The organism is Rhodococcus sp. SJ-2 (assembly GCF_053750035.1).
The window spans coordinates 5,389,759-5,410,344 of the sequence record NZ_CM132340.1; the positions used below are offsets into that span (position 1 = coordinate 5,389,759).

The following is a 20,586-nucleotide window of genomic DNA, read 5'->3' on the forward strand; positions in this document are numbered from 1 at the left end:
GAACGAACACGACCTTCGTGCTCGGTCATCCAGCGACGGATGGGTCCACCGCGACAGGCGGGTCGTCCGCAAGAGTACCCGGCGGTATCGGCAGAACCTTGAGGGCCGCTGGAACGCGTGTCAGTGCAGGCTCGACAGTGGATCGGCGTGGTCCAGCAACGGATCTGCCTCGTCCAACGTCCGCGCAGGCCCAGGCCCGGTGGACCTCGTCTCGAATCGAACCGTGACGACACCGTGGCCGGCCCCCTGGACCCAGCCGTGTCCGAAATCCGGATGCCGGACGTCGGTTCCGGGCTGCCACCGCCGGCCCGGCGCCTGCGCCGGCTCGGACACGCTGTCGCCGATCGGATCAGCTCGCGACGGTTCCGGTTCGAGCGCATCGAGTTCCGGAAAGAGCGAATCCTGCGCAATCGCAGACAGCCCGGCGAACCCCACGCCGACAAGCCTGATGGGCCCGATCTCGAGTGGGTCGAGAGCCAGACGTTGCGCCGCGGCTGTGAGTACCTGCACGTCTTCCGTGGGATAGGGCAATGTCGTCGACCTGGTGAGAATCGACATGTCGGACTTACGCAGCTTGAGGACCACCGTCCGCGCGGCACGCCCGTCCTTGCGTAGCCGCTCGTGCGCAGCGGTCGCACTGGTAGTCACCGCGCGCCGCAGGTACTGCAACGCCACGATGTCTGTCGCATAGGTGGTTTCGGCACTGACCTGTTTGGCCTCGGCGCGTTCGACCACGGGGCGGTCGTCGAGACCGTTGGCCAGCCTGTGCAGGCCAGGGCCGATCGTTGTACCGAGAATGGACGCGACCTCGGTGACAGGAAGGGCTGCAAGGTGGCCGATGGTGTCGATCCCCAGCTTCCGCAGCCGTTCCTCGGCCACCGGTCCGATACCCCACAGGCTGCGCACAGGAAGGCCGTGCAGCAGCGTGAGTTCTTCCTCCGGTCGCACGACGAGCAGTCCGTCCGGTTTGGCCAGCCCCGACCCGATCTTCGCGATCTGCTTCCCCGACCCCGCACCGATGGAGGCCACGAGACCGGTCTTCTCCAGGATTTCGGCCCGCAACTCCGCACAGAAGCGGTCGGCTTCCTCGGCGGACGCCCCGGCCAGTTCCACGGGTTCGGCGAATGCCTCGTCGAGCGAGAGCGTCTCGAGGACCGGTACTCGTGAACGCAGGGTGTCGAACACTGCGGTGCTCAACTCTCGGTACACGACACCGCGTGGAGGTAGCACGATCCCGCCGGCCCCGACGAGCCTGCGCGCTCGGCTCATCGGCATCGCCGAGCGGGCACCGTAGCCGCGCGCTTCGTAGCTCGCGCCCGCCACGACCCCGCGTGCCCCGAGACCACCGACCAGTACCGGCCGACCCCGAAGGGTCGGCCGGGTGAGCTGCTCGGCGGACGCGAAGAATGCGTCGAGGTCCACGTGTAGGACCCAGCGCCGGTTCGCGGCGGTGGTCATCTCCCCAGGTTAGAGGGCTACGCCAACACGCTCGTTGCCGGGCGTTCGAACGCGCAAGCAAGACGCAAGTGCCATGCAAGAGGCGTGCAATCGGGTGCGCGGACAGTGGCATCAGCAACCACGATCCGAAGGGCACCACGCATGAACCATTCGTCTCCCCCTGCCATCGAGGCCGACGGGCTGGTCAAACGTTTCGGCGCATTCACTGCCGTCGACGGCGTCAGCCTCACTGTCCCGACCGGCTCGGTCTACGGCGTGCTCGGCCCCAACGGCGCGGGCAAGACCACCACCATCCGTATGCTCGCCACACTGTTACGGCCGGACGCAGGCAGCGCCCGAGTATTCGGGCACGACGTGGTCGCGGAACCGACAGCGGTGCGCTCCTTGGTCGGCGTCACCGGGCAGTACGCGTCGGTCGACGAGGATCTGACCGCGACCGAGAACCTGATCATCTTCGCGCGTCTACTGGGTCTGAGCCGCGCAGATTCGCGGCGGAAGACCCACCAACTGCTCGAGGAGTTCGCGCTCGAGGATGCCGCGAGCAGGGCACTGAAGTACTTCTCCGGCGGTATGCGCCGTCGCCTCGACCTGGCGGCCAGTCTCATCTCGCAGCCGCCACTGCTGTTTCTCGACGAACCGACGACCGGTCTTGATCCGCGCACCCGTGCCCAGATGTGGGACACGATCCGCAGGCTCGTCGCCGAGGGTTCCACCGTGCTCCTGACCACGCAGTACCTGGACGAGGCCGATCAGCTCGCGGACCGGATCGCCGTGATCGATCACGGCCGCGTGATCGCGGACGGCACCGCCGACGAGCTCAAGGCGTCGGTCGGAATGTCATCGCTGCACCTGTCGCTGGTCGACCACGAAGACGCCGAAGCGACCCGCGCGATCCTCATCGAAGCACTGGGGGTCGACGTCGCCGTCAGCCCCGAGGCAGCGCGGCTCACCGCACCACTGACCGACACCTCGATCACCCCCGAATTGCTGATCCGATTGCGCGACAACGGCATCGTCGTCGACGAAATCACGGTGAGCAAACCCAGCCTGGACGAAGTGTTTCTGACCATCACCGGGCACGACGCCGATTCGGCGACCGCCCCCCACAACGAATCGAGCGTCGCATGACGACCACTCTTGCCACTGAGCGACCCGGCATCGCACCCCGCCCGCTCCCCACTGCACGTCGCGTCGGACTCCGCGACACCGTGACCCAGTCGCTGACAATGGGGTACCGCGGGCTCGTCAAAGTCAAGCACAATCCCGAACAGTTGTTCGACGTCGTGATCCAGCCCATCATCTTCACGCTGATGTTCACCTACATCTTCGGTGGAGCCATCGCCGGTGACGTCGCGTCGTACCTTCCGATCATCATCCCGGGCATCCTGGTCCAGACTGTGATCACCGCGTCCGTCGTGACCGGGACCCAGCTGCGCGAAGACATGGACAAGGGAGTCTTCGACCGCTTCAAATCCCTCCCCATCGCCCGGATCTCGCCGCTGGCAGGCGCGCTGCTCTCGGATATCGTCCGGTACGCGATCGCAACAACCATCACCTTCGCCATGGGGTACGCGATGGGATTCCGACCGGACGGTGGGATCATCGGTGTCGTGGCGGCCGGCCTCCTCGTCGTCGTGTGCGCCTTCGCGATCAGCTGGATCTTCGCACTGATGGGTGTGCTGATGAACAAAGCGTCGGCTGTGCAGGGTATCTCGATGCTCGTGTTGTTCCCTCTGACCTTCATGTCCAACGCGTTCGTACCCGCCGATACGATGCCGGGCTGGATGCAGACGTTCGTGAGCATCAATCCGGTCTCGCATCTCGTGACGGCCGTGCGCGACCTGGTGAACAACGGCCAGGTCGGGATGCCGCTGGTGTGGTCGCTGGTCGGCGCCGCGGTCATCGTGGTGGTGTTCGCGCCACTGGCAGTACGCGCGTACATGCGCAAGGCGTGATGCCGACCCACCGCCCGCAAGTAGTGCAGGACCCATGCGGACCTGCACTACTTGCGGCTGCCGAGCGCTTCGAGGATCGAGGATCGGGCATGGTGACGACGAAGTCCCGCGACCGCGGCGAGTGCCTCTTCGACGCGCTCGGCGCCTGAGGTCACCCGAGCCAGGTCCAGATGCCGCGACACCTTCATCGACGGAAAGTCCTGCCGAGGAATTGCTCTCGTGGACAGTGCCAGCAATCGCAATCCACCCTCGGATCCGGTCGCGACATCGAAACTACCGAGCGCGCACGCCACTGCCCCGATCTGGGGCAGATCGCGGTACCCCTCCGGGCCGAGGTCTTCCCTCATCCTTGTTCCGAGCCAGTCGACGACGTCCCCTGCTTCGGCTGCACGACCGGCGAGGACATGAGCGCCGATGGTCGCCGCCACGACCAGCGTCCCGAACGGATCGGGAATGTCGTCGATGCCTGTGTCCGGCCAGCCCCTCAGCGCGAGCGCAGTCCGGTAACCTCGCAGTCCGGCGTCGATTTCACCGGATGCCAAGTTCACTTCGGCGCGACTCGCGGAGAGTGCGGCGATCCCCTGATTCCGGTCATGCACGGTCGTGTCGTCGGGGTCACCGACCTGATCCAGCTCGCGGCGCGCGTCGCCGACGCGACCCAGACCTACCAGCGCAGCAGCAATATAGCTGTGCAGAGCCGCGGACTCGTCGTATGCGTGCAATTCCCGCAACTGCTCGGCACTGTCACGGTAGTAGGCGACCGCTTCCTCGTAACGGCCCGACTGCGCGGCGATACTGCCGAGGTGTTGGTTGACCATCGACACCGTCCACTCCTCCCCCGCCGCCAGGGCGAGCTCGAGCGCCGCCCGGCCATCGGACCAGGAACCGTACATGTCGCCGCTGTTCTCCCGCAGGTTGGCCCGCACTATCAGCGCAGCACAACGTGACGCCCGATCGGGGTGTCGCACCGCAACGGCCAGCGCACGCGCGACACCCCGGCCGGATACCGGTAGCACCAGCAGCGCGGTGGCCGTGGCGATCACGGGATCGAGATCGTCTCGGGTCCGGACGATGTCGCGGAGCCGAATTCGGGTGAAGGCAAGCTCGCGGCTGACACCGCTGAACGACAGCACAGTGGCGACGAGCAGGTAACTCGAGGCGAGGAGGTTTCCCGGCACTGCACGGGCTTCCGCGCCCCGGGGATCGAGGTCGAGAATCCGGGGAGACCAGGCGAGCACCTCGGAGTGTGTGCCGCGCAACGTCCAGAGCATGCCGAGGACCGGGAACACCGTCAGCGCCACCCGGTCCTGTCCGCCGCTGAGCGCCTGTCTCAACACGGCGAGCAGGTTGTCGTGTTCGATATCGACCGCGCGTGAGACGGCGGTCTGGTCGCCGTCGAGGAACCTCCGTACGGCGCCGCGGCAGAACACTTCTGCCCAGTCGAACGTCCGGTCGAGGACCGCGGCCTCTTCGTCGCCGCGGGCCAGCTGTTCCTCTCCGAACTCGCGGACGGTTTCGAGCATGAGGTACCGCAGACCTGCACGTTCTTCGACGACGGTGAGCATCGACTGGGCCACCAGTCCCTCAATCGCGAATGCCGCATCGGCAACCTGACCCCACTGCGCGACGGCGACTGCGGCATCGAGTGTGAAGCCTGCCGGGAACCTGCACAACCGGCGCAGCGCCGCCCGTTGATCGGGTTCGAGGAGATTCCAGCTCCACTCGATGACCGCATAGAGGGTGCGATGTCGGTGGGGGGAAGTGCGGTCCCTTGAACGCAGCAGCGTGAATCTGTCGGTGAGCCGGGCATTGATGTCCTCGACCATCATGGTGCGCACCCTCGCGGCGGCCAGTTCGATCGCGAGCGGAAGACCATCCAGAGTGCGGCAGAGCCGTGCTACTTCCGCGGGATCCAACCGCACCGACGGACGCACGGCCCTCGCGCGGATGCTGAACAGATCCGTTGCTGGTGATCCACCCTCCGCGATGTCCAGCGGGGACAGCGGATACACGACCTCAGCGGTGATCGCCATCGGAGCGCGACTCGTGGCGAGCACTGTCAGTTGTCCGCTCGCCGCGACCAGGTCCGCGACGACCTCGGCAACGTCGTCGATCAGGTGTTCGCAGTTGTCGACGATCAGCAGCGACGGACGCGACGAGAGTGCCTCTCGCAACCTGTCACGCGCGTCGTGTATCCGCGCTCTGGTCAACACCGTCCCGGGAGTCAGCTCGACCTCACCGATACCGAGGACGGAGCTGATCGCGGCGACCACGTCGGCCCCGTTGCGCAACGGGGCAAGCTCGACCAGCGCTACCGGGATATCTCGTGCTGCCCGAAGGCCGATCTCGTGCGCGAGACGGGTCTTTCCTGTGCCACCCGGACCGAGCACGGTGACCACGCGCGCATCTGCCATCAGGCGCTCGACTTCGGCCAGATCTGCCTCGCGCCCGAGCAGGGCATTGGGCGCTGCTCGCAGCCCAACGGAACGCGGAATCGTCGGTGCTGCGCCATGTTCCGGTTCGGGAGCACGGTGTGGCCGTGCATGCGCTTCCGCCTCGACTGCCGGTGTCGAGGCGAACCTCGGCGACTCCCCCTTCAAGATAGCCGTATTGAGGTCGACCAACCGAGGTGACGGATCGGCACCGAGCCGGTCGGCGAGCCTGGTGCGGAGTCCGGCGAACACCTCGAGGGCTTCGCTGTCGAGTCCGAGGCTCGAGAGCACCAGCATCAACTGGCCGTGTACCTGTTCGTCGACGGGAGCCTTCGCAGCGGCTGCGCGTGCCAGTGGCAACGCCTGCTCCAGCTCCCCCATCACGACCGTCGCGGCCAGTTCCACGGCGTCGAGCCCGGCGGCACGAGCAGCGGCCTCGTCGGCGATCTCACGGGCGAGGTCACCTGTCACCAGATCCGCGCCCGGCTCGCCGCGCCACAGAGTTCGTGCATTCCGGACGGTTGCCACGGCGCCGGAGAGGTCTCCGTCCGCACGCTGTTGCTGCGCGCGTTGCTCGCACACTCGCGCCAAGGTCAGATCGACTTGCGTCCGGTCGAGGAGGAGGCGATAGCCGGCGGGACCCTTCTCGAGCACACCGTCGGGTAGCACAGCGCGGAGCCGGGAGATCTGGGTGTGCAACGCGTTCGTCGGCGAGCGCGGCGGCTCGTCACCCCACACGTCCTCGATCAGCGACCAGGAGCTGCGCGCGCGGCCCGGCCTGCGTGCCAGGGCTGCAAGGAGACTGCGGGCACGCAGGCCCGGCAGTGGGATCAGCTCGTCGCCACGGCGCGTCGCCACCTCACCCAACAGGGCAACTTCCACGCCGGCCGCGGCTGCCGCAATGAGGTCGTTCGAATCGTGGTGCACCTCCGCCGATCCTAGTACCCCGACATCGGGATCCCCGAGAGACTCTGGACCTCCCGGGGGCCCCGGTGAGCGAAAGCGCGCGCTGCTACGCCTTGACGATGGACACGCGCACACCTTCTCCGAGTTCGATCGGATCGGTCTCTGCTGCGACGAGCTCGAACGTCGTTGCGAGGATCTCACCGGCGATCAGATCACGGTGGCGGGCCGCCCACTCGGCGCGGGCCGCAGGGACTTCGAACTGCACGGAGATGCGATCCGAGATGTCCAGTCCGAGGTTGCGTCGCGCATCCTGCAGTTCGCGAATGCGGTCCTTCGCCCAACCCTCGGCCTCGAGTTCCTCGGTGACCGCGGCGTCGAGCACCACAAGTCCGGCCCCGCCGGGCAGTGCCGCGGTCGACTCCGGTTCGGCGGCCACGAGCCGTGTGGTGAACTCCTCCGGCAGCAATGTGATGCCCGCTGCAGTGACAGTTCCGTCGGCGTTCTCGCTCCAGTCTCCGGACTTGACGGCCTTGATCACTTGCTGGACGTCCTTGCCGAGCCTCGGACCTGCCGCGCGAGCATTGACGACGACCTCGAACCTGCCATGCGATTCGACGTCGTCGGTGAGGACGACGTCCTTGACGTTGACCTCGTCCTTGATCAGATCGACGAACGGCTCCAATGCTGCCGCAGCGGCACTGGCGACGGTGACCTGCGGCAGCGGCAGCCGTACCCGAAGCTGCTGGGCCTTGCGCAGCGACAACACCGTCGAGCACACCGATCGCACGTCGTCCATGGCCGCTACGAGGTCGGGATCGGCGGGGAGCTCGTCTGCGGCAGGCCAGTCGGCCAGATGCACGGAGCGTCCACCAGTCAGGCCACGCCAGATCACCTCGGTCGCCAGTGGCAGCAGCGGGGCCGCAAGCCTGGTGACCACCTCGAGCACCGTGTGCAATGTGTCGATCGCATCGGCGTCCTCGTCCCAGAACCGTGATCGCGACCGACGCACGTACCAGTTGGTCAGCGCGTCGCAGAAGGTGCGCACCTCGTCGCATGCGCCCGCGATGTCGATCACCTCGAGTGCCTCGGTCACGGACTCGCGGGTCTCGGCGAGTTTCGCCAGGATGTACCGATCGAGCACATGGGTCGAGTCGGTGCGCCACGTGCCGGACTTCGGCGCGTACAGCTGCAGGAAGCTCCACGCGTTCCACAGCGGCAGCAGGGCCTGCCGCACCCCTTCACGGATCCCCTGTTCGGTGACGACGAGGTTGCCGCCGCGCAGGATCGGCGACGACATGAGGAACCAGCGCATGGCGTCCGAGCCGTCGCGCGCGAACACCTCGTTGACGTCCGGATAGTTGCCCTTCGACTTGCTCATCTTGAGGCCGTCCTCTCCGAGGACGATGCCGTGCGCAGCAACGCATTTGAATGCCGGACGATCGAACAGCGCGGTCGCGAGGACATGCAGCGTGTAGAACCAGCCGCGGGTCTGCCCGTTGTATTCGACGATGAAATCGCCGGGGTAATGCGAGTCGAACCAGTCCTGGTTCTCGAACGGGTAGTGCACCTGCGCGAACGGCATCGAACCCGACTCGAACCAGCAGTCGAGAACTTCCGGCACGCGACGCATCGTCGACTTCCCGCTCGGATCGTCCGGGTTGGGCCGCGTCAGCTGGTCGATCATCGGGCGGTGCAGATCATCCGGACGCACACCGAAGTCGCGCTCGAGTTCGTCGAGCGAACCGTAGACGTCGATCCGGGGATACTCGGGATCGTCGGAGACCCACGCGGGTATAGGGCTGCCCCAGTAGCGGTTGCGGCTGATGTTCCAGTCGCGGGCACCTTCGAGCCATTTACCGAACTGACCGTCGCGGATGTGTTCGGGGACCCACGTGATCTCCTGATTCAGCTCGACCATACGGTCGCGGAAGCGGGTGACGGCCACGAACCACGACGGCACAGCCATATAGATCAGCGGTTGACCCGAACGCCACGAGTGTGGATAGGAGTGCTCGATCGTCTCGTGCCGCAACAGTTTTCCGGCGGCCTTGAGATCCTTGATGATGACCGGGTTCGCATCGAAGACCTGCAGGCCCTCGTAGGGCGGCACCATCGAGGTGAACCTGCCGCCCGGGTCGAGCGGCTGTACCAGTTCGATACCGTTGCGCTGGCAGTACTCCATGTCCTCTTCACCGAACGCCGGTGCGAGGTGGACGATTCCGGTGCCGGACTCGGTGGTCACATAATCCGCGGCGATCACCTGGTGGGCGTTCTCCCGGCCGACGAAGAAATCGAACGGGGGCTCGTACGCGAGGCCCACGAGGTCACTTCCGGCGTATTCGGCCAGCACCTCGGGTTCGTCGCCCAGCTCGCGTGCATAGTGGCCCAGTCGATCCTTCGCCAGCAGGTACGTCTTCGCATCGGCGCCCTCGCCCGCGCGAACCGAGACGTAGGTGATCTCAGGGTGAACCGCGACCGCCAGGTTCGACGGCAACGTCCACGGCGTCGTGGTCCAGATCAGGGCATTGGCACCGTCCAGCTCGGTGCCCGGTGCGCGCAGGACCATGTCGACGGTGACCGCCGGGTCCTGCCTCATCTTGTACGCATCGTCGAGCCGGGTCTCTTGGTTCGACAGCGGTGTCTGCTCGTACCAGCTGTACGGCAGCACACGGAAACCCTGGTAGATCAGCCCCTTGTCGTACAGCGATTTGAACGCCCACATGACCGACTCCATGAAGTCCAGGTCGAGCGTCTTGTAGTCGTTGTCGAAGTCCACCCAGCGGGCCTGCCTGGTGACATAGTCGCGCCACTCACCCGTGTAACGCAGCACCGACTGCTTGCAGTACGCGTTGAACTCGGCCAGGCCCATCGTGTCGATCTCGGACTTGTCCTTGATGCCGAGTTGCTTCTCGGCCTCCAGCTCGGCCGGCAACCCGTGGGTGTCCCATCCGAATCGGCGGTCGACCTTCTTGCCGAGCATCGTCTGGAAACGCGGAACGACGTCCTTGACGTAACCCGTGAGCAGATGCCCGTAGTGCGGAAGCCCGTTCGCGAAAGGTGGGCCGTCGTAGAAGACGAATTCCTCGGCGCCCTCGCGATTGGCGATGGATGCCTTGAAGGTCTCGTCCTCGGCCCAGCGCGCGAGGACCCGTTCCTCGAGGTCGGGGAAGTCGACGCCGATGTCCTTGGCGACACCGTAGTCGACCTTCGGGTACCCGCCGGTCGGTGCAGTGGAATTGACGTTCTCGGTCACCGCGTGACTCCTCCGTGCCTCACATTCTCGGCACGGGGACGATCACGGCGCATTCTGCGCGGTCACCGCGGTACCACCCCGCTTGCACTCGCGGAAATATCCGCGATGTGCCTCTTCATTGGGCTGTCACGGGCCCTACCCGTTCGGTTCTACTGAGCGCCCCGCGAATGCATCTGCATTCGCGCGGTGCCGTTCTTCCGAAGGCTCCCCGGTGATAGCCGGATCGACACCATCCCGCACCCGCGGGAACCAGCAACAACGTGTACTGACCTCTACCGCACAGTACCCGTGAAGTCATTGTAGGCAGTGCCTGTCATTCTCGTGAATCCTGCTGGTCATCGCCTCGCGTGCGGCGCACACTCGGCGTGGCACGCCGACTGGCGGTCTCCCCCCGAGTGGGGGCTTCCCGCGAAGTGAGTGAACTCCCGAGCAAGAGCACCCCGCCGACGACACACACCGCGATGCAGCCCCAGGCCCACGCGATGGATCCGGTCATCAAGGCAATGACGAGAAGACCGAATCCGATCGCCGCGAGAACCAACGTCACGACGAGCACGACACCTCCTCAACCGAGGTGGGGAACAGGCCCGGGGCCTCGCTCAGCTGTTGCCCTTGGCGAAGGACGACGAACCGAACGACGACGAGTTGCCCTGGTTGAACGCATCTGCACCGCTGTCTACCGGCACCGCGGAACCGCGCTGCTCGAGCTCTTCGAGCTGCGATTCGAGGTACGACTTCAGGCGCACGCGGTACTCACGCTCGAACGTCTTGAGACGTTCGATCCGGTCTTCGAGAACGGAACGCTGCTGGTTGATCGTCGCCATGATCTCGGTGTGCTTCTTCTCTGCATCCGCCTGAAGACCATCGGCCTTCTCCTTTGCCTGACGGAGCTGCGTCTCGGATCGCGTGCGTGCGTCGGAGAGCATCGCGTCGGACTTCTGGCGAGCATCGGCAATCATCGCCTCGCTGCGCGTACGCGCATCCGAGACGAGCTGCTCGGAGTTCGTGCGAGCGTTGCGCACCAGCTCCTCGGCCTCCGACTTGGCGTCGCCGGTGAGACGATCTGCCATCTCTTGCGCGAGACCGAGCACCTTCGCGGCCTGCATGCTCGCATCGCCACTGGCCGGCGCAGCTGCTGCGACCGGAGCGGGCGTGGGCGCCGGTGCAGGTGGCGGGGTGGGATCCGGCTTGGGGGCCTCGACCACCCGCGCCGGTTCCGCCTTTGCCTGCGACACTGCCGGTGCAGCAGAGCGCGGGGCCTTCTTCGCTTCGGCAAGCTCCTGGTCGAGCTCCGCGACGCGCTGGCGCAGGTCTGCGTTCTCCTCGATCAGGGACGTCAACTCCTGCTCGACGAGATCGAGAAAAGCATCGACCTCGTCCTCGTTGTATCCGCGCTTCCCGATCGGAGGCTTGCTGAACGCGACATTGTGCACATCAGCTGGTGTCAGCGGCATGGAAGGATCCCTTCACGCGTCAAATAAGCGGTCAAGCAGGCGTTCCGTAGTTCAGACAGTGCGTCACGCGTATCAGAACCCACTGTATATTGCCTTCCATTCTGGCACATCGGAGCGCGCGAACGCCCTGCGACGGCACCACGACGGCGCATCTCAGATTCCCCCGCTCCGAGGGATGAATGCCATCAGGAAGTACACGATGAACAGCAAGACCATGATGGATAGATCGAGCCGGATCCCGCCCAGATTGAGCGGGGGGATAAGGCGCCTGAGCAGCTTCACCGGCGGGTCGGTGACCGTGAATATCGCTTCCAGGATCACCACGACGAATCCCGCCGGCTTCCAATCCCGCGCGAAGGTTCTGATGAACTCGACAATGATTCGTCCGATCAGCAGAAGCCAGAAGATGAACAGCAGGAAGTACAGCACATCGAATACGGCCACCCGCCCACTCTGCCCGACGAACCCGAACCCTTCCAAACCGAAACGCCCGGCCTGCAGTTATCTGCATCACGCCGGGCGTTTTCGGTATGCGTTCGAGGGAGACGAGCACGGTGCCGAGGTCTGGCACCGCGTGGGCTACTGCTGACTGTAGAAGCCGGTCTCGGCGATTCGGCGGCGCTCTTCCGCCGACACGTCGATATCGGCGGGCGAGAGAAGAAAGACCTTCGTCGCAACCTTGTCGAAAGACCCGCGCAGCGCAAATGCCAGCCCGGCCGCGAAGTCGACCAACCGTTTCGCGTCGGCGTTGCTCATTTCGACGAGATCCATGATCACCGGGGTTCCATCACGGAACCGCTCACCGATCGTGCGCGCCTCACCGTAATCGCGTGGACGCAGCGTCGTGATCTTCGACAACGGACCTCCTTCATCGAACAGCGCGCCGCGCCGTGCCTCGGTCCGCTCCAGTCGCGACTCCGCGGCCATCGTAGACCGTGCAGGAGAGCGCACCGGAGCCGCCGTCGGACGCGGGGCGCGGGCAGTGATCGGCTCGACGCGGGCGCTGCGCGGCGGGGGGTCGTATCGATCGAAGTCGTCTTCGGGGAAATCACGCTCGGCCTCGTCGCGACGCGGAGCGGGGTATTCGTCTCGGCGCGGCACCGCGTACGCGCCGTACGGCTGTTCACCGTAGTCACGCTCACGACGTGGGCTCGCTGGGTCGTCGAGGTAGTCGTCCTCGTAATCCTCGAGCGGGACCATTCCGAAGTAGGCCTTGAACTTGTGGAGCGTGCTCATCGATCGCCTTTCCCTCGCGCGGCGGTTGAGATTCAGGCTAACGGTCTCGCACCCAACACTCCCGTTCCGACACGCACGCATGTCGAACCGTGGCGTACGGCATGTTCGAGATCACCCGACATCCCCGCAGACAGTTCATGCGCTTCGGGGTACCGCTGCCGCAACCTCTCCCCCAGCTGCGCGAGCGCCTCGAACGAAGCGTCGGCATCCGCGCCGAGCGGAGGTACGCCCATCAGCCCCGCCAGCTCGAGGCCGTCGGCAGCAACCACCGTATCGGCGAGAGCATCGAGGCCGTCGGTAGGGACACCACCGCGTTGCGGGTCACTGTCCAGACTCACCTGCAGCAGCACGCGCAACGGCGCGGATCGTTCGCCGGCGTCCAGGGCTGCCGCGACCCCCGCCTCGAGAGCGCCTGCCAGTCGAATGCTGTCGACCGAATGCACCGTGTGCGCCCAGCGCGCAACAGCCCGGGCCTTGTTCCGCTGCAGCCGACCGATCATGTGCCATTGCACTGCCGGGTCGGGTACCTCTGCCCGGAACTGCTGGATCTTGGCGTGCGCCTCCTGCTCACGGGACTCTCCGAAGGTGCGGCATCCCAACTCGTGCAACAGAACCACGTCCGACGCCGGAAAGTACTTCGTGACGGTCAACAAGCCGACCTCCGAGGGGTCGCGCCCGCTGGCACGTGCCGCGTCGTCCAACCGACGCCGAACCGAGTCGAGCCCGCGAGCGAGTTCGTCACGCCGGCCCTGCCGCGCTGTATCACTCACTGCGAAACTTCCTCGAGCCAGATGACGGAGGCCAACCTACCGGTCGGCGCACCTCGGCGGTGGCTGAACAGGGTCGGGTCCTCGATGGTGCACCGCGGATCTTCGGCCACGGCCGCAACGCCGTGTTCGATCAATTGCCTGCGCAGGCCCGCGCGGAGATCCAGCCCGGCCGTGCCTTCGACTGTGCGTGTTGCACTGCCGGGAAGATGCGTCTCCACGTCATCGCGCATCGCAGCAGGTACTTCGTACCGGCGTCCACTCGCGGCCGGACCGAGAAATGCCCCGATCCGGTCCGCGCGTGCACCGAGTGCGATCATCGCATCGAGGACCCTCGGGATGATGCCGATACGTGCGCCGATACGCCCCGCGTGTGCCGCGGCCACGACACCGGCTTCTTCATCGGACAGCAACACAGATACACAATCGGCACTGAGGGCGACAAGCGCGAGCCCGGTCGCGGTGGTGACGAGAGCGTCGGTCGCGGCTACGGGCTCGGTGACAGGGCCGTCCACCACGGTGACGTTGCGGCTGTGGATCTGCTCCATCCACACGAATCGTTCGGTTGGCAATCCGATGACCTCGGCCAGGCGCTGCCGGTTGGCTGCGACAGCTGCGGGATCGTCCCCCACGTGGTCACCGAGGTTGAAGGAGTCATAGGGGGGAGCCGAGGCCCCGCCGGTCCGTGTGGTCACGACCCGGCGGGCACGCACTCCCGGGTGAGGCGCTGTCAACGCCGCATGAAAATAGGCACGTCCACGTCGTCATCGCCGTCGTCGTCGACTTCGACCGACCGCGCAGCGCTGCCACCGGCCGGGGGAAGCCCGCTCGACGCCGGCACAGGCTCACGGACCGGCGCTTCGTCGGTACCGTCGCGATCGGGACGGCCCAGCTCGCCTGCTCGACCGGCACCGATGGCACCCGGTCGGGCATTCGGCTGCGGGTTCTGCTGTGACTGCTGTCCCTGCTGCTGTCCGGGTCCTGCCTCGACGGGACGTCGAGTCGGAGTGCCGCCGTCGAAGCCCGCCGCAATCACCGTGACACGCACCTCGTCTCCGAGCGAGTCGTCGATGACGGTGCCGAAGATGATGTTCGCGTCGATGTGTGCAGCTTCCTGCACCAGCGAGGCTGCCTCGTTGATCTCGAACAATCCGAGGTCGGAGCCGCCTGCGATCGACAGCAGCACGCCTCGCGCACCCTCCATCGAGGCTTCGAGGAGCGGTGAGTTGATCGCAGCTTCCGCGGCCTTGATCGCACGCCCTTCCCCCCGCGACGAACCGATGCCCATGAGCGCACTGCCCGCTCCGGACATCACGCCCTTGACGTCGGCGAAGTCGACGTTGATCAGGCCCGGGGTGGTGATGAGGTCGGTGATCCCCTGAACACCGTTGAGGAGGACCTCGTCGGCGGACCGGAAAGCATCCATGAGGCTGACCGCAGCGTCGCCGAGCTGGAGCAACCGGTCGTTGGGGATCACGATGAGGGTGTCGCACGATTCGCGCAGCGTCTGAATGCCTGTGTCTGCCTGACCGCCACGCCGCTTGCCTTCGAAGGAGAAGGGGCGGGTGACGACACCGACCGTCAGTGCGCCGAGCTTACGCGCGATGCTCGCCACGACGGGCGCGCCGCCGGTACCGGTACCACCGCCCTCGCCGGCGGTGACGAAGACCATATCGGCGCCCTTGAGCACCTCTTCGATCTCGTCCTTGTGGTCTTCGGCAGCCTTACGACCCACTTCGGGGTCTGCTCCTGCGCCCAGGCCACGAGTCAACTCGCGTCCGACGTCGAGCTTGACGTCGGCGTCGGACATCAGGAGTGCTTGTGCATCGGTGTTGACCGCGATGAACTCGACTCCCTTGAGTCCCTGCTCGATCATGCGGTTGACCGCGTTCACGCCGCCACCGCCGATACCGACGACCTTTATTACGGCGAGGTAGTTGTGCGGGGGCGTCATGGGCTCTCGCCTTCCTGGGATTTCGGGTTCACACTTCGATCGATCTTTCCGAGGCACCCGCCAAACCCTCAACCATAGCTTGAAGGTTATGTCAAGTACCCGACTGCTGCGAAACGCTATGGCACAGCAGCCCGAATCCGCCAGCAGACTCGCCGACGACACGCCACCAATTTCACAGCGACCTCCTCACCGAACCGTCGGAAGGTCCGGACTGGCAACATCGAACTGCTGCCCGGGCTGGGCCAACAGGGGCAGGATCACTGCAGCCTTGCGATCCGAACGCTCCACCGCGCCCCACACGACCACTCGACCGTCCGCCAGGATGAGCGAGATATCCGAGTCCGAACCTGCCGCGACCTCCTGTACCTGCACGGCGAGTTCCGGCGGCAGCAGTCCGATGATCTCCACCGCCGCTGCCGTCGCGGGGTCACCGGTACCCGGTGACGCCGTGACGAGCCGGGGGGTCATCAGCGGAGGCGGCTCGACCGCAAAGTCCACGCCTTCCGCATCGACGGAGTGCGTGCCGTCCGGTCCGTCGAAATAGACCACGGCGACACGCTCGACGATGGTCACCCGCACTGTCGACGGGTACGACCGCTGCACCCGGACCGACGCGGCGCGGGGAAGCGCCGAGGCGACACGTTGCGCGGCTTCGGCAGTATCGACCTGCAGCAGCGGCGTGCCGTCGGCGATATCGAGGCTCGCAAGCACTTCTTCGCGGGTGATGACGTCGTTGCCGGTCACTTCCACCGAGCGCACCGACAGCAACGGCGAGGTCCACGCCACCACAATCGCTGCGAGCAGGGCGACCACCACGACTCCGCCGATGAGCACCGTGCGCAGACGCACGGAACGGCCCGAGGGACGCCGTGCTGAGTTGTTCGCTCCGAGAGCCTCGTCCCGCGCGGACATCCTGACACGGCGACCGGCGCGCTTGCTCCGCGGCGCTCTACGTTCGGTGGTCTTCGTGGAATCGGGTGTCACGAACCGCTCGACTCCGTTCCGACGCCCGCCGACCGGAAACGTCCCGGCTTGCTGTGCAGGGCGTCGAGGATCTGGCGTCCGAGCATTGTGACGTCTCCCGCACCCATGGTGATGACGATGTCGCCTGGGCGGCTCAACCGAGCCACCTGGCGCGGTACGAGCGACAGGTCCGGTTGGTAGTGCACCGGTTTCGATACCGCTTGGGCGACCAGTGCCCCGCTCACCCCGGGAATCGGTTCCTCGCGCGCCCCGTAGACGTCGAGAACCACCACTTCGTCGGCCAGGTCGAGGGCGGCGCCGAACTCCGTCGCGAAGGTTTCGGTGCGTGAATACAGGTGCGGCTGGAACACGACTATCACTCGGGGACGTTCGGTTCCCGACTCCGTGTAGCGCAACGGCTCGCCCGCCACGAGTTCCGCGGCTGCGGCGAGGACGGCGCGCACCTCTGTCGGATGGTGCGCGTAGTCGTCGAAGACCCGCACACCTTGTTCGCGCCCGCTGAACTGGAACCTCCGGTGGACACCGCCGAAGCCTGCGAGTCCTTCGATCGCCTCGTCCACGGACGCGCCTGCCTCGAGTGCTGCCAGAAGGGCAGCAAGCGCGTTGAGGGCCATGTGCCTGCCCGGTACCGACAGACGGACCGTGCGCGGGGTGTCTTCACCTGCGAGATGGAACTCGGCGACACCGCCGATGTCCTTCGGCTCCCACGCGAGCAGACGCACCCCGACCGGGACACCTCGGACGGCCGTGGAAGTCCCGATGACCTGGGCCGTGCCGTATCCGGAGATCCGGAGATCGGTATGACCGAGTGCGACCACGCGCTCGGCGAGTGCCGCGGACCCTGCATCGTCGAGACAGACGATGAGCAGGCCGCCCGGGGCAATCTTGGCAACGAAATCGTCGAACACCTCGGTGTACGCCTCGGGGGTGCCGAAGAAATCGAGGTGATCCGGTTCGACGTTCGTCACGATCACGACGTTCGGATCGTATCGGAGCAGTGAGCCGTCACTCTCGTCGGCTTCTGCGACGAAGACGTCCCCGCTGCCATGGTGCGCATTGGTCCCGGATTCGTTGAGTTCACCGCCGACTGCGAAGGACGGGTCGTACCCGCAATGCTGGAGAGTCACGACCAGCATCGAGGTGGTGGACGTCTTCCCGTGCGTGCCGGAGACCAAGTATGTGCGGTACTCGTGCATCAGGGCCGCGAGCACCGCTGGCCGAAGCAGAACGGGGATGCCCCGCTCGCGGGCGGCCACGAGTTCGGGATTGTTCTTCGGAATCGCGGCGTGCGTCGTGACGACCGCGGTCGGCCCGCCGTCGATCAGGTCGAGTGCGTCGGCATGATGACCGATCCGTACCTGCGCTCCTCGCGCGCGCAGCGCGAGGACTCCTCGGCTCTCCTTGGCATCCGATCCTGACACCTCCCCACCGCGAGCGAGCAGGATTCGGGCAATGCCCGACATTCCCGCACCGCCGATCCCCACCATGTGCACCCGCTGAAGCTCCGCGGGCAGCTGCGCGCTCATTCTCGACTCCTGTTCGGTTCCACGTCGGCGACCTCGAGCACGATACGGGCCACTTCGGCTGCGGCACTGCGATGTCCCGCGGCCGCCGCGTTTCGTCCCATCTCGGCGAGCCGGTCGGGGTCACCCAGCAACGGCGTGACCGTATCGGCCATGAACGCCGACGTGAGCTCGACGTCTGCCACGATCATTCCACCACCTGCTGCCACGATCGGCCGGGCGTTGAGTTCTTGCTCGCCGTTGCCGTGCGGTAAGGGAACGTACACGGCCGGTAGTCCGACCGCGGAGACCTCCGCCACGGTCATTGCTCCGGAGCGGCAGACCACCGCGTCCGCCGCCGAGTAGGCGAGGTCCATTCGTTCCAGATACGGGACAGCCACATACGGTGCCTTTGCATGACCCGGATGGGCCGGAACGTCGACGGTGTTCTTCGGACCGTGCGCGTGCAGAACAGCGACTCCGGCCTCGGCGAGGCTTGCCGCGGCACCGACCACCGCCTCGTTGAGGGACCGAGCCCCCTGCGATCCGCCGAACACCAGCAAGACCGGCACGTCGTCAGGGAGACCGAAGTGGCGACGTGCCTCGGCGCGCAGCGACGCGCGGTCGAGTTCGGTGATCGAGGATCGCACTGGGATCCCCACGATGTCGGCCTCGCCCTTCCTCTTGATGCCTGATCCGGGAACTGCGGCGAGTACCCGGGAGGCGCGCAGGGCACCGATTTTGTTGGCGATTCCGGCGCTGGCGTTCGCTTCGTGCACGACAACGGGAATACGTCGTCGGCGGCGCAGTACTCCCCCGCCTGCCGCGAGGTATGCGGGCAGTGCGACGTAGCCACCGAATCCGACGACGACGTCCGCTTCGACACGGTCGAGTATGTCGCGGGTGCGGCGAACGGATGCCACCACCCGCGCGGGGAGCGCGAGGAGGTCGCGGGTCGGCTTGCGCGGCAGCGGCACCGGCGGGATCAATTCGAGCGGATATCCGCGGCGCGGCACCAGCGTCGTCTCCAGGCCACGTGAAGTTCCGAGCGCGGTCACCACGGCATCCGGCATCAGGTCACGTATCGCGTCCGCTACCGCGAGCGCCGGTTCGATATGTCCTGCCGTACCGCCTCCTGCCACCACGACGGACAGTCCTGGCTTGTCCCCACTCACCGACGATTTCCTCGCTCTCCGGTCCTGCCGTTGCCGTTACGTCTTCGTGGTTGCTGCGAAGTCGCGCGGCTGTTCTTCGTGCGTTCTTGTTTGGTGCCACGCGCGCGAGCGCCCCCGGTGTCACGGGCGCGAGCGCCCCCGGTGTCACGGCCGCGAGCGCTGTCGGGCGAGCGTCGCCCGGTCGTGGCTGCGGCGGATGCACGCCGCGTCCGCGTCGCAACCGCGGTTCCGCCGGGGCGAGGGTTGCCGCGTCCGCGCGGTGGCTTCGCTCCGCGGAGCGATCCGCCATGTGCATCACCGCGTCCGGGTCGGTAGGCCTCGGGTTTGCGGATCTTCATGATTCGGGCCAGTCGTCCGTCCTGGCCTGCGTGTAGGGCTGCGATCGCTTCCGGTTCGTGTCTGGCGGCGTTGGCGATCAGGCCGAACATGAGCAGGGTAGTGGCGGTGGAGGTGCCGCCTGCCGAGACCAGCGGAAGCTGCAGACCGGTCACGGGCAGCAATCCGACGACGTAGCCGATGTTGATGAAGGCCTGGCCGATGATCCACACGGTGGCGGTGGCGGTGAACAGGCGGAGGAAGGGATCGACCGAGCGCATGGAGATTCGTAATCCCACGTAGGCGAAGAGCGCGAACAGGCCGATGACCGCGAGGCCGCCGATGAAGCCCAGTTCTTCGCCGATGATCGCGAAGATGAAGTCGTTGTGGGCGTTCGGTAGGTAGCTCCATTTGGCGCGGCTCTGACCGAGACCTCGGCCCCAGATTCCGCCGTCGGCGAGCGAAAAGCGCGCCTGCCGCGCTTGGTACCCGGCGCCTTGGGGGTCGTCGCCGGGGTTGAAGAACGCTCGGACGCGCGCCGAGCGGTATCCGGCCGTCAATGCAAGGACGGCGGCACTGGCGATGGCGGTGCCGACGATTCCGACGAAGATCTTCAAGGGCAGCCCCGCGAACCACAGCAGGGCGAGTACGACGATGACGAGGGAGACGGTCGTCCCGAGGTCGGGCTGCAGGACGATGAGGATGGTCACCAATAGCGCCGCGGGAACGAGCGGCACGATCATCTCTTTGAGGGTGGAGTTCTCCCCGCGCCTCGAGGCCAGCAGGTGGGCGCCCCACAACGCGATCGTGATCTTCGCGACCTCCGAGGGTTGCAGGGATATGCCTCCGACGACGAACCATCCCCGGGTGCCCTGCGATTCGGTTCCGATACCGGGTATCAGTACGAGTACGAGCAGCACCACCGAGACCGCGAAGGCGGGGAAGGCGAACCGGCGCATCATGCGCACAGGGATCTGTAGAGCGACGTAGAAGGCGACGAAGCCGAGAAGGGCGAAGACGATCTGCGACGTGAACATTCGGTACGGCGAGTCCTCGGCTGCAACCGCTTCCACACTCGACGACGACAGCACCATCACAAGCCCCAGCACCGTGAGCAGGACGGCGATGGTGACGACGAGGTGGAACGACGCGAGGGGTCGCGCCATCCACTGCCCGATCCGGCCGCGCGCGGACG

General features: G+C 66.1%; 16 protein-coding genes. 2 read left to right on the plus strand and 14 right to left on the minus strand.

The genetic code is table 11. The features are described 5' to 3' along the window. Positions 1 to 120: 120 nt before the first annotated feature. Positions 121 to 1,458 (minus strand): DNA polymerase IV, encoded by a 1,338-nt coding sequence (locus ACSYG9_RS25180; RefSeq protein ID WP_440125021.1) that lies wholly within the window; start codon positions 1,456 to 1,458, stop codon positions 121 to 123. Between the two features lie 141 nt (positions 1,459 to 1,599). Here ACSYG9_RS25180 and ACSYG9_RS25185 point away from each other — a divergent pair, with 141 nt between their 5' ends. Together ACSYG9_RS25185 and ACSYG9_RS25190 are read left to right on the plus strand one after the other, a co-directional pair. Beyond that, the gene (locus ACSYG9_RS25185; RefSeq protein WP_440125022.1) at positions 1,600 to 2,586 is read left to right on the plus strand and encodes an ATP-binding cassette domain-containing protein; all 987 of its coding nucleotides are present in this window, start codon (positions 1,600 to 1,602) and stop codon (positions 2,584 to 2,586) included. Continuing rightward, positions 2,583 to 3,413 carry an ABC transporter permease gene (locus tag ACSYG9_RS25190; protein ID WP_454840375.1) on the plus strand — a complete coding sequence of 277 codons (831 nt, stop codon included), beginning with the start codon at positions 2,583 to 2,585 and terminating at the stop codon, positions 3,411 to 3,413. Before ACSYG9_RS25185 ends, ACSYG9_RS25190 begins: the two co-directional genes overlap by 4 nt. Positions 3,414 to 3,460: 47 nt before the next feature. Here the strand turns inward: ACSYG9_RS25190 and ACSYG9_RS25195 are convergent, their stop codons facing one another. The 13 genes from ACSYG9_RS25195 to ftsW form a co-directional block, all read right to left on the minus strand. Then, a complete protein-coding gene (locus tag ACSYG9_RS25195; protein ID WP_440125024.1) occupies positions 3,461 to 6,772 on the minus strand; it encodes a BTAD domain-containing putative transcriptional regulator in 3,312 nt (1,103 codons plus the stop codon). Positions 6,773 to 6,857: 85 nt separating this feature from the next. Continuing rightward, a complete protein-coding gene (gene ileS, locus ACSYG9_RS25200; RefSeq protein ID WP_440125025.1) occupies positions 6,858 to 10,004 on the minus strand; it encodes an isoleucine--tRNA ligase in 3,147 nt (1,048 codons plus the stop codon). A 313-nt stretch (positions 10,005 to 10,317) separates the two neighbouring features. Next, a complete protein-coding gene (locus ACSYG9_RS25205) occupies positions 10,318 to 10,560 on the minus strand; it encodes a hypothetical protein (RefSeq protein ID WP_440125026.1) in 243 nt (80 codons plus the stop codon). Positions 10,561 to 10,603: 43 nt separating this feature from the next. Then, positions 10,604 to 11,458 (minus strand): DivIVA-like cell division protein Wag31, encoded by an 855-nt coding sequence (wag31, locus tag ACSYG9_RS25210; protein WP_440125027.1) that lies wholly within the window; start codon positions 11,456 to 11,458, stop codon positions 10,604 to 10,606. Between the two features lie 153 nt (positions 11,459 to 11,611). Continuing rightward, positions 11,612 to 11,902: a YggT family protein gene (locus ACSYG9_RS25215; RefSeq protein WP_169686435.1), complete on the minus strand. Its 291-nt coding sequence runs from the start codon at positions 11,900 to 11,902 to the stop codon at positions 11,612 to 11,614. Positions 11,903 to 12,037: 135 nt separating this feature from the next. Beyond that, entirely contained in the window at positions 12,038 to 12,694 is a 657-nt protein-coding gene (locus ACSYG9_RS25220) for a cell division protein SepF (RefSeq protein WP_440125028.1), read from the minus strand. 32 nt (positions 12,695 to 12,726) lie between these two features. Beyond that, positions 12,727 to 13,464, minus strand: coding sequence for a YggS family pyridoxal phosphate-dependent enzyme (locus tag ACSYG9_RS25225; protein ID WP_440125029.1), 738 nt, complete (start codon positions 13,462 to 13,464; stop codon positions 12,727 to 12,729). Continuing rightward, entirely contained in the window at positions 13,461 to 14,195 is a 735-nt protein-coding gene (gene pgeF, locus ACSYG9_RS25230; protein WP_454840379.1) for a peptidoglycan editing factor PgeF, read from the minus strand. Before pgeF ends, ACSYG9_RS25225 begins: the two co-directional genes overlap by 4 nt. Continuing rightward, complete coding sequence (gene ftsZ / locus ACSYG9_RS25235) at positions 14,192 to 15,415, minus strand: cell division protein FtsZ (protein ID WP_440125031.1); 1,224 nt, start codon at positions 15,413 to 15,415, stop codon at positions 14,192 to 14,194. The genes pgeF and ftsZ overlap by 4 nt, the downstream gene beginning before the upstream one ends. A 186-nt stretch (positions 15,416 to 15,601) precedes the next feature. Next, complete coding sequence (locus ACSYG9_RS25240) at positions 15,602 to 16,264, minus strand: FtsQ-type POTRA domain-containing protein (protein WP_440127805.1); 663 nt, start codon at positions 16,262 to 16,264, stop codon at positions 15,602 to 15,604. Between the two features lie 131 nt (positions 16,265 to 16,395). Further along, positions 16,396 to 17,925 (minus strand): UDP-N-acetylmuramate--L-alanine ligase, encoded by a 1,530-nt coding sequence (murC, locus tag ACSYG9_RS25245; RefSeq protein WP_454840381.1) that lies wholly within the window; start codon positions 17,923 to 17,925, stop codon positions 16,396 to 16,398. Then, on the minus strand, positions 17,922 to 19,076 hold the full coding sequence (gene murG, locus ACSYG9_RS25250) for an undecaprenyldiphospho-muramoylpentapeptide beta-N-acetylglucosaminyltransferase (protein ID WP_440125033.1): 1,155 nt from the start codon (positions 19,074 to 19,076) through the stop codon (positions 17,922 to 17,924). The genes murC and murG overlap by 4 nt, the downstream gene beginning before the upstream one ends. Beyond that, a complete protein-coding gene (gene ftsW, locus ACSYG9_RS25255) occupies positions 19,073 to 20,557 on the minus strand; it encodes a putative lipid II flippase FtsW (RefSeq protein ID WP_454843037.1) in 1,485 nt (494 codons plus the stop codon). Before ftsW ends, murG begins: the two co-directional genes overlap by 4 nt. Positions 20,558 to 20,586 lie beyond the last annotated feature (29 nt).

Bases quoted from the DNA above. Each gene is read 5' to 3' on its own strand.
- ACSYG9_RS25180 (WP_440125021.1), bottom strand. From the start codon at position 1,458: ATGACCACCGCCGCGAACCGGCGCTGGGTCCTACACGTGGACCTCGAC.
- ACSYG9_RS25185 (WP_440125022.1), top strand. From the start codon at position 1,600: ATGAACCATTCGTCTCCCCCTGCCATCGAGGCCGACGGGCTGGTCAAA.
- ACSYG9_RS25190 (WP_454840375.1), top strand. From the start codon at position 2,583: ATGACGACCACTCTTGCCACTGAGCGACCCGGCATCGCACCCCGCCCG.
- wag31 (WP_440125027.1), bottom strand. From the start codon at position 11,458: ATGCCGCTGACACCAGCTGATGTGCACAATGTCGCGTTCAGCAAGCCT.
- ACSYG9_RS25220 (WP_440125028.1), bottom strand. From the start codon at position 12,694: ATGAGCACGCTCCACAAGTTCAAGGCCTACTTCGGAATGGTCCCGCTC.
- ftsZ (WP_440125031.1), bottom strand. From the start codon at position 15,415: ATGACGCCCCCGCACAACTACCTCGCCGTAATAAAGGTCGTCGGTATC.
- murC (WP_454840381.1), bottom strand. From the start codon at position 17,925: ATGAGCGCGCAGCTGCCCGCGGAGCTTCAGCGGGTGCACATGGTGGGG.
- ftsW (WP_454843037.1), bottom strand. From the start codon at position 20,557: ATGGCGCGACCCCTCGCGTCGTTCCACCTCGTCGTCACCATCGCCGTC.